This window comes from Clostridioides sp. LIBA-7602 (genome assembly GCF_056688945.1).
This window is the reverse complement of the sequence record NZ_CP196991.1, coordinates 1,744,611-1,757,284: the sequence shown is the minus strand read 5'-3', so window position 1 is coordinate 1,757,284 and position 12,674 is coordinate 1,744,611. Positions and strand designations below refer to the sequence as shown.

Sequence of the window (12,674 nt, the reverse complement as noted above, 5' to 3'; positions counted from 1 at the left end):
AATTCACCTACTTTATTTCAAATTCTAGCATACTATTTGAACTGTTAAATTGTAATTCCCCTTCGTATACCACTTCCTTAGACTTTTTATTTATTATATATAACATATATTTATTATCCCAAGATAATATAGAGCTTTGCTTTGATGTATATACAATGATTTTGTTTGAATCAATTTCAACACTTCCAATTTCTCTTTTATCTCTACCTTCTAAAACATATTTATCTTTACTTAAATTTTTATCTAACATATTATAGGTAAGTAAATTTAACTCTATATTTGAATTATCATCATAAGCATTTGACATTACCATGTATAATTTATTATCTTCTAACTTTGCTTTTTCTAAAGTCATTTTACTATCTGTTTTTAATTCCATTATTTTTTCTTTATTTTCTTCAAGATTATACTCAAGTAAATTAAATTTAGAATCACTATTATCACCTGTACTTGCCTTTGATACATTTACTAAAATATACATCTTATCTTCATATTTGCTAGCATAACTTACGCCAATAGTTTCTATGTTTTTGTATTTTTTAGAAAAATAATTACTTAAATTTATACTTTTTATTATCTGTATTTTTTTATTTTCTGGATTGATTTTTATTATATCTATAGTGCTTGAATATTCTTTATTATTTTTTGATGAATCACTTTCAGCATAAAGGACAGACACATATAAGTCTTTTTTATATCTTTTTGATGATAGTATCTTTGCATAATAATCATCAGTATTTTTATCTACTTTATATTTTGTTCTTGTAAAATTATTCATATCTAGTTTTTCATATTCAATGCCCTTATCACTCCCTTCAGATGCAAATACACCTTTGTCCAAATCTTCTTTTTTCTCATCTATAACAAAATTTATCTCTTTTGAATCATCATTCGTTTCAAAACCAACATGAGCAATTAAATCAGAACCACTAGATACATCAATTAAATTATTCGTATTCTCACTATCTTTTTGTAGTTTTACTAATTCAGTCTTTTTAATTTTATTGTTTCCATTTATTGTATAATGTGAATTTATATATCCATTAAAATCATATCCAAAATTTATGTTTATATAGTCTAATTCATCTGGGTCACCTTTTATAGTTTTTATCTTCAAATTGTCTTCATTATTTAACAAACCTATACTAAAATATATTGCTAAAGTCAAAAATATAATAAGTATAGATATTTTAGATTTTAATTTCATACCACCCCTCCTAAAGAGATACTTTCTTTTTAATTAGAAAATAAGATATTCCATTTAGAATAGACATTATAATTAAAAAACTTAGTAAACCAGTTACTAAAGTATTAAATTGTATTCCAATGAACTGATAATATTTTCTAAATAAATTGATTATATTTATATATACTGTTGAAAAATATAAGCCTATTAAAACTACAAAAGCGATTAAAATTATATGAAGCCTATTTATATAAGAAAATATAAATAATATACAACAATTTACAAAAGAAATAGCTATAAGTAGTAAAAAAACATATATCTCCATAAAAGATATAAAATCAACAGGTATACTTCTTAAATTAAAATAATATAAATCTTGTGCGAAAGACATGTTGATTATCGGCATATTTCTAAAAATAAAATTAAATATATATTTACATATAAATAATATTGCTATCTGACTTATCAAAAAACCATATATCATTGTTATCAAAGCAATTGACTTAGTTATACAAATCTTAAACTTATTCTGTGGTAACATCATAAGTGTATAAATGCTTTGATTTTTTGAAAAGAACTCTTTTTTCCACATAAAAACATAGTATATAAAGATTCCCAACATACCAAAGAACAATATATTTTGGATAAATCCAAGGTTACTAAGTATACCTATTCCATAAAATATACCTCCAAAATCTTCTATTGCTAAGTTCATAATAAATCTAGAGTTTTTAAATTTATTCATTTCAAATAAATTTAAACCAAGTGTAATTAATGAAAAAAATGATATATAAGCTATATAAAACCTATTGCTTCTTCTCAAATCTACATTTATTAGATATAGAAGTTTATTCATTCTTATATACCTCCCTCATTTTATCTAATATAGATTTCCCTTCTCTTTCTCTTAATTCTTCTGCATTAAATGAAGTTATAATCTTCCCTTCATCAAGAATTATGACTTCATCGACTAAGCTTTCTATCTCTACTATTTCATGAGTAGTTATGATAATAGCTTGATTTTCCTCCATATATTGTGCTATTACCCCTATAAACTCTTCCCTCTTAAACAAATCAATTCCTGTAAATGGTTCATCAAGTAGTATATACTCTGGGTCTTGGCAAAATCCAAGTATTAATTTTACTCTTGCAATATTTCCTTTTGATAAATTATCAATTATTTCATCTTCATCTAATCTGAATATGTTCATCATTTCTTTTGATTTTTCTTTATTCCATTTTGGATAAAATATTTCCATAAATTCAAAGGTTTCTTTTATTGTTGTATTACTAAAATGAGACTCTACATCTGGGACAAATGCTAGTTTATTATATATCTTTTCATTTATTTTTGCTCCATCTATAAGAATCTCTCCACTATCAATGCTTATAAGCCCTGCTATTGCTTTTAACATGGTTGATTTACCAACTCCATTTATTCCAAGTAACGCAGTTATTTTACCTTTTTCTATATTAAAGCTTACACTCTTTAAAGCATCTATTTTTCTTATTTTAATCCCTTGCATCCTTTTATATGTTTTACTGACATTCTTTATTTCTATCATATTTAATATCCTCCATATTTAATACACTTGTACAATAAACTTTCTAAATTGAGTTTTATATTTGTTAAAAGGCTAATATTCATCTTCTATTATCTTTAAAACTTCTTCTTTCGTAACATTTATTGCTTTCATATTTTCTATAAAAACAGATAAAGACTCATTTATAAGCTCTAATTTTAAGTTTTTTAATATATTCTCATCAACTGTTACACTACTTTGATAGTTTTTAAAAGTATTTATTATATTCATATCACCCATCTCCTTGTATGCTCTTTGAACAGTATTTAAATTTACTTTTAGATTAAGTGCCATTTCTCTCCTTGAGGGTATTGTCTCTCCTGGTTTCAACTCTCCTGTTACTATTTGTCTTTTTATATGCTTTACTATTTGCAAATAAATGGGAGTTGTATTATCTAGTTCAAAATTCATGATTCCTCCTATTCTAGTGTATTAATACGTTAGTACACTTACTTTAAAAAAATACACATTCAGTTCAGACCTTCTTTAATATTCTATTAAGTGTATTATACGATTAATACACTTAATTTGTAAATACTTTTTTATTATTTAACCCTAACTTTAATTTATTAAAGAGTTAAATGTAAAGCTTAAATAATAACTTTACAAAATGGAGCATCAAATGAGAGGATATATATTTTATGTTATGTTAGACTTGAAAACAAGTAAATGAGATAAGATTATATATTATCAACCAGTCAAAAATCTTATCTGTATTAACTCTTAAAAATCTAGTAAAAATATTAACACATATTAGGAGGTAAACAAATGAGTTATAAAATTGAAATCAAAAATATTGAACCAGTCGCAGCAGCTACTATGCGTTATAACGGACCTATTACTGAAGCAACAAAGTACTTTCCAAATGTATTTAAATCTATAAAGGGAAAATCTAATGGGGCTCCATTCTTCTGTTACTATAATGTTAACCAAAAAACTGGTTTTGGAGAAATGGAATTATGTGTTCCAACTTCTGAAACTCCAAATCGCATTGGTGTAACCATAAAAGAATTTCCTAAAACAAAAGCTTTGTTTTTCACTCACATAGGCTCATATAGTACTTTACCTAAAACGTACGAAATGATATTTAAATACATTCATGAAAATAATATAGAAATACAAACTCCTTGGAGAGAAGTATTCATTAAAGGGCCAGGTATGCTGATAAAAGGAAATCCAGATAAATATATTACAGAAATCATATTTCCACTTAAAGAGGAGGAATAACATATGATAGCAATTAAAATAGATAATTTAGTAAAAGAGTATAAAAATGGTGTGAAAGCTTTAAATGGTCTAAGTTTTAATGTAAATGCTGGAGAGATTTTTTCTTTACTTGGTCCTAATGGAGCTGGTAAATCTTCTCTTATCAACATTTTGACCACCTTTTATAAACCTACATCTGGAAATGTAACAGTCTTTGGAAAAGATTTAGTAGATAATCCTTCTTGGATACGTACTCAGATTGCTTGTGTAGCACAACAAGTCTCTATTGATGAACACCTGTCTCTTATGGAAAATATGGTATTTCAAAGCAAGATGTATAAAGTAGAACCACAAATTGCAAAACAAAGAATAGAGTCTTTAATTGATAAATTTGAGTTATCTAACTACTTAAAATATCCCACTTCATCATATTCTGGTGGAGTGAAGCGTAGATTAGACATAGCTATGAATATGGTATCATCTCCTAAAATTCTATTTCTGGATGAACCAACTGTTGGTATGGATGTAGATTCAAGAAAATCTATGTGGGATATGTTATTAAAAATTAGAGATGAGTATGGCACAACTATATTTCTAACTACTCATTATCTTGAAGAAGCTGAACAATTGAGTGATAACATTTGTATTATGAAAAATGGAAAAGATTTGGCACATGGAACGCCATCCAGTTTACGTGGCTATATCAGACAAAATATACTTCGTATAGCTTTTCATGATATCAAAGATATAAAAAAATATAAAGATGAAATTAAAAATATTGGATTAGCCAAGTTTATGAGTATAAGAGAGAATTCAATTTTTATAAGTGTACAGGATAGTAGAGTTGCTTTTACTTTAATAAATAAGTGGCTTTTAGAACATGACATAAAATTTGATGCAATAGAAATTGTAGAGCCAAGTCTTGAAGATGTTTTTTTAGCATTAACAAGTTCTAAAAAAGGCTTAAAGGAGGAATGGGAATGTTAAATATCTTATGGCGTAGTATGAAATGGCGTTTTAAAAATCCAATCTCGTTTATAGTTACTATATTACAACCTTTTCTTTGGCTTGTACTTTATAGCTCTATTGCAAATCAAACTATGAGTAATATGAATATTAGTAATTATACCGCTTTTATACTACCAGGTATTATTATTCTAGTTATATTTTCCTCATGTAGTAGTGGTGGTATCATCAACTTCATAATGAAGAATAGTGGAAGTTTCTATAGGGTTTTAATTGCACCTATTAGTAGATATTCAATTGTTTTTGGTCAATTACTAGAAGCTATCTTAGTTTCCTTCTTAGAAGTAACTATTTTATGTGTAGTAAGTATATTCTTCTCAGTAAGGATAGAATCTGGCATTGGAGGAATTATGCTTATGATAATACTAATATTTATGACTGCATTTTTTTTATCAAGTCTAGCTTATTCTATAAGTCTATTATTGCCAAATGAAATAATTTATGAAACAATTATGACTGCAATTGTACTTCCTATTTTCTTTTTAAGTTCAGCTCTTTTCCCTATAGAAAATTTATCTGGAGGATTAAAAATAGCTGTTATGCTCAATCCATTTACCCATGTTATTAATGCTTTACGTAGCTTAATATTTGGCGAGGCTATTCTTATTGGAGATATATTACCTGTTATCCTGTTATTTTTAATATTATGTTGTGCAAGTTTTTCACTTGCTATGTGGAGACTAAAAAAGGAAATGGTAAGTTAAATTATAAAATTATAATAAAAAGTGAACTCTATATAATAGAGTTCACTATAGATGATTTATTTTAATATTTCTAAGACTGAATTTAATACAGCATGACCATTACAAGTACCATAGTTTACCATATCTATTATAGATACTGGAGCTCTATCTCCAACTATAGATTTTACATCATCAAACATAAATCTAAGCTGTGGTCCAAGAAGTAAAATATCAAAATTATCAAGTTCCGATTTTATATCGCCTTCTCCGACTGCCCATATTTTACAATCTATATTTCTTTTTTTTGCATCTTTCTCCATTTTATTTACCAATAAAGTAGAAGACATACCTCCAACACACACTAACAATATCCTAATCATTAATAACTCCTTTTTAATCAAATCTACATATCCCTTGATTAAAAAGTATATGTAGAAAAGTTTGTCATTTATAACTTTTTAAATTCACTCTTAAATTATATCAAATTTTTCCATTTTTTTCACTACTAGAACTAATTTTATATTTTTAATGTCCACTTTTCCACTTCTTTAGATATATTTTCGGATTTTAATATAGCAGATATTATAGCATACCCATCGCTATTTAAGCTCTTAAGTTTATCTATATTATCCAATTTTATGCCTCCAATTAATACAAATGGTATATCTACTTTTTCTTTAATTACTTTGACAGTTTCAAATGAAGCAGATTTTGCATCTAATTTAGTAGATGTTGTAAATAGAGACCCTATACCTAAATAATCTGCACCATCATTTTTTGCACAGATAGCTTCTTCTAAAGTTCTTGCTGACACTCCTAGTATCTTATCATTTCCTATAAGCTTTCTAACTTCTCTCGCATCAATATCACTTTGACCTACATGTACTCCATCTGCATCGCAGATAAGTGCTATATCAACTCTATCATTAACTATAAACTTAATACCATATCTTCTAGTTATTTCTCTAAGCTTCATAGCCTTTTTTAAAAACGCTCTTCCAGAAGCATTTTTTTCTCTAAGTTGTACAGTTGTGATTCCAGAAGTTATTGCATCTTCAATACACTTATAGAAATCTCTACCTTCAAGCATTTCAGAGTCAGTTACTAAATATAATTTTAAGTCTTTTTTTAAGTTTTCTTTATCTATCATTTTAAGTCTCCTCTTAAACCTTTATTCATTTAAAAATTCAATATTAGAATTTTTACTTAAAGTATCTATATCCATTTTATAAATAGTATTCATAAGATTTTCTTTAAATGTTCCTATTGGTGGATTGTTTAGATTTGCCAGCTCTCCACTTAAAGACATTGTAAGAACACCCATTGTAGCTGCTTTTAATGTATTCTCAGTGATAGCCATGAAACTTGCAATTAAACTTGCAGTCATACATCCAGTTCCTGTAACTCCTTTTAATTTATCAGTTCCATTATTTATTTTATATGTATTTTTACTATCAGTTATTATATCTGTTTTTCCAGTTGCTACTACTATACATTCAAGTTTTTCAGAAACTTTTTTTATTATATCAGTAGAATCTTCTTCATAGTCAAATGAATCTACACCTTTTCCCCTTACATCAAAACCACCTATAAACTTTATTTCTGCCATATTACCTTTAACTACATTAAATTTGACTTCATTTAAAAGTTTGTTTGTTAGTTCTGCTCTAGCTTTACTTGCAAATACTCCCACTGGGTCTAATATAACAGGTTTATTATACTTATTTGCTGCTTTTCCTGCTAATAAAAATAAATCTAACATATTTGAATTCATCGTTCCTATATTTATTACTACAGAATTTGCTATACTTACCATTTCTTCTACTTCCTCATATGAGAAGCTCATAAGAGGACTTGCTCCTATAGCTAAAGTTACATTGGCACAGTCATTTATAGTTACATTATTAGTATAATGAATTACCAATGGATTTGATTCTTTTACATCTTTAATTAAATTATACATAGCCTACCTCCAACAATTTTTTATTATTCAAATTTATAAAAATGATGCACTGGTCCTACTCCATGACCTATATCAAAACTATTTTTTATTGCTTCTGTTATATAGAGTTTACTTAAATTTACTGCTTCTGTTATTTCATAACCTAATGCCAAATAGGATGTTATTGCAGAAGATAATGTACATCCTGTTCCATGTGTATTTTTTTTATCAATTCTTTCACTTTTATAAACTTTAAACATATTTTTACCAACTAAAATATCTACTGCTTCTCCATCTAAATGCCCCCCTTTCATAAGGACAAATTTAGGACCAAGTTGTAGTATTTCTTTTCCTACTCTATTCATATCATCTATATTATTTATTTTTATTCCTGTGATTTCTTCTGCCTCTGGGATGTTTGGTGTAATTATGTATGCAAGTGGCATCAAGTATTTAATTAGATTTTCTTTTGCTTCTGGCTTTAATAAATAATATCCACTTTTAGATATCATTACAGGGTCTACTACCAAATATTTTGGATTGTATTTCTTTATATTTTCAACTATTTCAAGTATAATCTCAGGACTTGAAACCATTCCTATTTTTACAGCTTTTGGAGGTATATCTTCAAATACTGCCTCTATCTGTTTTTTTATTATTTCCTTACTTAAATCTTCTACTGCAAAAACTCCTTGAGTATTTTGTGCTGTTATAGCTGTTATTACACTCATACCATAAGTACCAATTGCACTAAAAGTCTTCAAATCAGCTTGAATTCCAGCTCCTCCAGATGAATCTGACCCAGCGATTGTAAGTGTTGGTATTTTATAATTACTCATTTATTCCCTCCTAAAGTTTAATTTAAATAACTTAATTAAAAAAGCTATACCTACAATAGGTATAGCTTAGAAATCGCATATATCATAAATAATATACACTTAAGTTTTATACTAAGCTTTCCTACGCTGGTATTATCCAGATCAGGTGTAAGGGTCGGTATTCCTCTCAGCTCTTGGCTCCCCTAGCTATTTTAATTTATTATATTTATAACTTCATTATATTACAATAGTATTTATTGTCAAGTTTTACATCATATACACTTATTATAATGTTAATGCTAATATTTATGTTAATTGTTCTATTTCTTTTCCAACAATATAAGCATCTTTATTATCAATTAAATCTATAAGTGTCTCTGGTTTTTTTATTATAGATAATTTTTTGTTTCTAGTTAATTTCTTTATATAACATTCCAATTTCATTGCATTACTTTTTGTATTGGTTACAAAATAAACTTCTAGTTTTTTAAATCCCTTTGCCCTTGTATATTTTGAATTAATTCCCAACTTATGTTCATTCATTCTTCTAACTATATTACTAGTATATCCAGTATATAGAGAACCATCTTTACATCTTATAATATATGTAAAATACATCTCAAATCACATCCTTATTAAATATATAAATATTATATTATAGAATTGATAAAAATGGCATGTATTTTGCATATGTAACCTTCTTAGTGTTAGTTCTAATGTAGATGTATAAAATCCATTCTATATAAGTATAACGCTAAAATTTGACACAATAATAACGTTTTTATTTTTATAATAAAAAATTCACAAATTATAAAAAATAAAATTTTCAAAAAAATTATAATTTTCAAAAAAATAAATTGACACGTATAAAAAAATTGTGATACCCTAATAAAAAGGGGGCAATGATTATGGAAAACAATTTAATTATAGCTAAAAGCAATAATACTAAATTATCTCAAAAGGAATTACTTAAAGTTAATCTACAGATAGGTGTAGATTTTACACTTTTGTCAAAATCACTTAAAGCCTTTTACAAAAAAGAAAAAGATTTTTATTGCATTGCTCTTGCGCCATGCAATGTATCTAATGAAAAAGCAAACAGAAAAATAAGTATCTCTGATATGATAAAAGAAATTAACACTTTAATCGAAAGTATAACTGATAAAAATGAACTTTTAAGTGAAGAACTCTTCATCAAAAATTTATCAGAATTTTATGATGAGTCTTTAGATGACATTTATATAGAATTAAAACAAGCATATTTATACATTAAAAAGAATACAGATGGTCTTAGCATAGAAGACTCGATTGAATATGTATTTGATGTCGATATAAGCAATGAGACAAAAATAAAAGAAAATCCATTAATTAACTTTAATTCGCTTTCTTTAGTGGTTTGGAGTGGTGAGACAAAAAATATTTTACAACAAATGAATATTTTAGACTTAGAAAATATCCACTCTTATCCTATAGAAAACAATACAAATATAACTATCTATGAAAATGATACTCTTCAATCTGAATTTGATGAAAAAGATGAAGAGATAAAAGAAAACAATATAGATATAATTGAGCAAATGCTTATACTTCCTGATGACTTAGACTATGACAAAGATGAAGTTGAAAATATGAAAAATAGACTTGCAAATATAAATACTAAGTATTTACAAACACTTAAAGAAAAGGATATAAAAATAAAATTAATAAATTCAAACTTAACTGATGAGTCAGAATTTAAGGATTTAAAACATCAGTTACCACCATGTTGGGTAAGATCAGGCAAAACTTGGAAAGATGTACCTGGTATATATAGAAACAACTCTATCGTAGTTAAAATAGGATATAGTAATCCTAGCTATGCAAATGTACATTCAGCTAAAAATTTAGAATTACATGAAACTGCACATGCTATAGACAAAAATGTTTTAAGTAAAAAATCAAGTTCAGAAGAATTTATGGAAATATTTGCTCAAGAAAGATATAAACTTTACGACCCTAAGCAAATTGCACATGCCTACATTAGTAAGTTTATAGAAGAATTTTTTGCGGAGTCATTTGTACACTACTATCTTGATGAAGTTTCAAGAAATACCTTAAAAGAAAATTGTCCTTTAACATATGATTTTCTTGAACAACTTGAATTAAACTATTAAATACCCTAACTTTCAATAACATATTTAACTATACCCTCTTCATAAATAATAATAAGATGACAATTTATATTTTTGATAAAGTACTATCATTAAAAGATTTCTTATTATTTATGTTATAATGTTCATAATGGCTATGTTTTAAAATAGTTTATGTAAACCATAATTTAAATAAATAATAGAAGAAGGATGAAGAGCTATGAAGTTGAATAGAAATGATAGTTGTTGGTGTGGAAGTACTAAAAAATATAAAAAATGCCATATGGATATGGATAATAAAATAGATTCATTTGCAAAGTTAGGTCATATTGTGCCAACTCATGATATTATTAAAAATCCAACACAAATTGAAGAAATAAAAAAGAGTGCAGTAATAAATACAAAAATTTTAGATTATATTTCAGATAAAATTGAAATTGGAATGTCCACAGAGGATATAAATAAACTAGTACATGACTTTACACTACAAAATGGAGCCATTCCTGCTCCTTTGGATTATAATGGATTTCCTAAAAGTGTATGTACATCCATAAACAACGAAGTTTGTCATGGTATTCCTAGTAAAGATATTATCTTAAAAGATGGAGATATTATCAATGTAGATGTTTCTACTATTTTTAATGGATACTACTCAGATGCTTCAAGAATGTTTATGATAGGAAATGTTAAAGAAAATGCAAGAAAATTAGTTCAGGTTACTAAAGAATGTGTTCAAAAAGGTCTTGATGCTACTAAACCATGGGGATTCTTGGGTGATATAGGAGATGCTATTAATTCCTATGCTCAAAAAAATGGGTACTCTGTTGTAAGAGAAATTGGTGGTCATGGGGTTGGATTAAGTTTCCATGAAGACCCATTTGTAAGTTATGTATCTAAAAAAGGAACTGAGATGTTATTAGTTCCTGGAATGATATTTACAATAGAACCAATGGTAAATGAAGGTACTCATGAAATTTTTGTTGATAAAGAAAATAATTGGACTATCTATACAGAGGATGGTAAATTGTCTGCTCAATGGGAATGTATGGTTTTAGTTACAGAAACAGGATTTGAAATCTTAACTGAATAAAAGACAAATGCCTATAAAAATTGAAAATTCAATTTTTATAGGCATTTATTTTATTAATGCACATCTATTGCATCAACTGGACAGCTTTCTCTAGCTTCTTTTGCTGATTCTTCAGCATCACTTGGTATTTCATCAACTATAACATGTGATTTACCATCATCATTCATATCAAATACTTCTGGACATATTGATGGACATAATCCACAACCTATACAAGTATCTTGATTAACATCTGCTTTCATAATAAAATCCTCCTAAACGCTACAAATTTAAAATCTTGTTTGTCAAAGATTTATGAACCAAAACTTTAACATTTAGTTCTTTTTTATTATGTCCCCAAATTTGAAAAAAATACCTTTTAAAATAATTTTCATAAATTTTCTTTTATAATCATACCAATTCTATATATAATACACATTATCTAATTCATCATACTCATAGGATGCTTCTTTTTTATTCTTTTTTACAGGTTCTAAATTTCTTATTTTTACTATTTTTGCTGGTATACCAACAACTGTTGCTCCATTAGGCACATCCTTAACGACAACTGAATTTGCACCAATTTTTGAATTGGAACCAATATTTAAAGGTCCTAATATCTTTGTTCCAGCTCCAATCAATACATCATCACCAACAGTTGGATGTCTCTTTCCTGTGTCCTTTCCTGTGGCTCCTAAAGTAGCTCCTTGGTATATTGTTACTCTATTACCTACTTCTGCTGTTTCTCCGATTACAACACCCATTCCATGGTCTATTAATATACCTTCTCCCATTTTAGCTCCAGGATGTATTTCTATACCAGTCATAAATCTGGATATCTGAGATATTAGTCTTGCTGTAAAAAGCATCTTTTTCTTGTAAAGAGCATGAGCCATCCTATGCATTATCATTGCATGTACTGATGGATAAAGCAAAAATACTTCTATCTTAGACCTAGCTGCTGGATCATTTTTCATTATATATTCAATATCTTTATTTATTTTCTTAAACAAAGTATTCACTCCCTAAAAT

Annotated in this window: 16 protein-coding genes and 1 riboswitch; of the genes, 5 read left to right on the top strand and 11 right to left on the bottom strand. The window is 27.0% G+C overall.

Annotated elements, in window-relative coordinates; translation table 11 throughout:
* Window positions 1–7: 7 nt before the first annotated feature.
* From ACTG45_RS08405 to ACTG45_RS08390, 4 genes are all read right to left on the bottom strand, one after another.
* Window positions 8–1,207, bottom strand: coding sequence for a hypothetical protein (locus ACTG45_RS08405; protein WP_479920157.1), 1,200 nt, complete (start codon window positions 1,205–1,207; stop codon window positions 8–10).
* A 10-nt stretch (window positions 1,208–1,217) separates the two neighbouring features.
* Entirely contained in the window at window positions 1,218–2,042 is an 825-nt protein-coding gene (locus ACTG45_RS08400) for a hypothetical protein (protein WP_021384356.1), read from the bottom strand.
* A complete protein-coding gene (locus tag ACTG45_RS08395) occupies window positions 2,035–2,751 on the bottom strand; it encodes an ABC transporter ATP-binding protein (RefSeq protein WP_021384335.1) in 717 nt (238 codons plus the stop codon). Before ACTG45_RS08395 ends, ACTG45_RS08400 begins: the two co-directional genes overlap by 8 nt.
* Window positions 2,752–2,823: 72 nt before the next feature.
* Complete coding sequence (locus ACTG45_RS08390; protein ID WP_021384333.1) at window positions 2,824–3,180, bottom strand: GntR family transcriptional regulator; 357 nt, start codon at window positions 3,178–3,180, stop codon at window positions 2,824–2,826.
* A 357-nt stretch (window positions 3,181–3,537) separates the two neighbouring features.
* Here ACTG45_RS08390 and ACTG45_RS08385 point away from each other — a divergent pair, with 357 nt between their 5' ends.
* The 3 genes from ACTG45_RS08385 to ACTG45_RS08375 are packed head-to-tail and all read left to right on the top strand — an operon-like array spanning window position 3,538 to window position 5,705.
* On the top strand, window positions 3,538–3,996 hold the full coding sequence (locus tag ACTG45_RS08385; RefSeq protein ID WP_479920156.1) for a GyrI-like domain-containing protein: 459 nt from the start codon (window positions 3,538–3,540) through the stop codon (window positions 3,994–3,996).
* Window positions 3,997–3,999: 3 nt separating this feature from the next.
* Entirely contained in the window at window positions 4,000–4,962 is a 963-nt protein-coding gene (locus ACTG45_RS08380; protein ID WP_479920155.1) for an ABC transporter ATP-binding protein, read from the top strand.
* Window positions 4,956–5,705 carry an ABC transporter permease gene (locus ACTG45_RS08375; RefSeq protein ID WP_479918602.1) on the top strand — a complete coding sequence of 250 codons (750 nt, stop codon included), beginning with the start codon at window positions 4,956–4,958 and terminating at the stop codon, window positions 5,703–5,705. Before ACTG45_RS08380 ends, ACTG45_RS08375 begins: the two co-directional genes overlap by 7 nt.
* Before the next feature lie 56 nt (window positions 5,706–5,761).
* Here the strand turns inward: ACTG45_RS08375 and ACTG45_RS08370 are convergent, their stop codons facing one another.
* From ACTG45_RS08370 to ACTG45_RS08350, 5 genes are all read right to left on the bottom strand, one after another.
* On the bottom strand, window positions 5,762–6,064 hold the full coding sequence (locus ACTG45_RS08370; protein WP_003420211.1) for a PTS sugar transporter subunit IIB: 303 nt from the start codon (window positions 6,062–6,064) through the stop codon (window positions 5,762–5,764).
* A 137-nt stretch (window positions 6,065–6,201) separates the two neighbouring features.
* On the bottom strand, window positions 6,202–6,834 hold the full coding sequence (gene thiE / locus ACTG45_RS08365; protein ID WP_479920154.1) for a thiamine phosphate synthase: 633 nt from the start codon (window positions 6,832–6,834) through the stop codon (window positions 6,202–6,204).
* Window positions 6,835–6,855: 21 nt separating this feature from the next.
* The gene (gene thiM, locus ACTG45_RS08360) at window positions 6,856–7,647 is read right to left on the bottom strand and encodes a hydroxyethylthiazole kinase (RefSeq protein ID WP_021384341.1); all 792 of its coding nucleotides are present in this window, start codon (window positions 7,645–7,647) and stop codon (window positions 6,856–6,858) included.
* A gap of 23 nt (window positions 7,648–7,670) precedes the next feature.
* Complete coding sequence (thiD, locus tag ACTG45_RS08355) at window positions 7,671–8,465, bottom strand: bifunctional hydroxymethylpyrimidine kinase/phosphomethylpyrimidine kinase (protein ID WP_021384361.1); 795 nt, start codon at window positions 8,463–8,465, stop codon at window positions 7,671–7,673.
* Window positions 8,466–8,566: 101 nt separating this feature from the next.
* Window positions 8,567–8,659: riboswitch (TPP riboswitch) on the bottom strand.
* 91 nt (window positions 8,660–8,750) lie between these two features.
* A complete protein-coding gene (locus ACTG45_RS08350; protein ID WP_021384350.1) occupies window positions 8,751–9,062 on the bottom strand; it encodes a GIY-YIG nuclease family protein in 312 nt (103 codons plus the stop codon).
* A gap of 290 nt (window positions 9,063–9,352) precedes the next feature.
* Here ACTG45_RS08350 and ACTG45_RS08345 point away from each other — a divergent pair, with 290 nt between their 5' ends.
* Together ACTG45_RS08345 and ACTG45_RS08340 are read left to right on the top strand one after the other, a co-directional pair.
* Window positions 9,353–10,597 (top strand): anthrax toxin lethal factor-related metalloendopeptidase, encoded by a 1,245-nt coding sequence (locus tag ACTG45_RS08345; RefSeq protein WP_479920153.1) that lies wholly within the window; start codon window positions 9,353–9,355, stop codon window positions 10,595–10,597.
* A 196-nt stretch (window positions 10,598–10,793) separates the two neighbouring features.
* Window positions 10,794–11,663 (top strand): methionyl aminopeptidase, encoded by an 870-nt coding sequence (locus tag ACTG45_RS08340; protein WP_021384352.1) that lies wholly within the window; start codon window positions 10,794–10,796, stop codon window positions 11,661–11,663.
* A gap of 53 nt (window positions 11,664–11,716) precedes the next feature.
* On the opposite strand, the gene ACTG45_RS08335 is transcribed toward ACTG45_RS08340, so the two are convergent.
* Together ACTG45_RS08335 and epsC are read right to left on the bottom strand one after the other, a co-directional pair.
* Entirely contained in the window at window positions 11,717–11,905 is a 189-nt protein-coding gene (locus tag ACTG45_RS08335) for a ferredoxin (RefSeq protein ID WP_021384372.1), read from the bottom strand.
* Between the two features lie 159 nt (window positions 11,906–12,064).
* On the bottom strand, window positions 12,065–12,655 hold the full coding sequence (gene epsC, locus ACTG45_RS08330) for a serine O-acetyltransferase EpsC (RefSeq protein ID WP_021384336.1): 591 nt from the start codon (window positions 12,653–12,655) through the stop codon (window positions 12,065–12,067).
* Window positions 12,656–12,674: the final 19 nt, after the last annotated feature.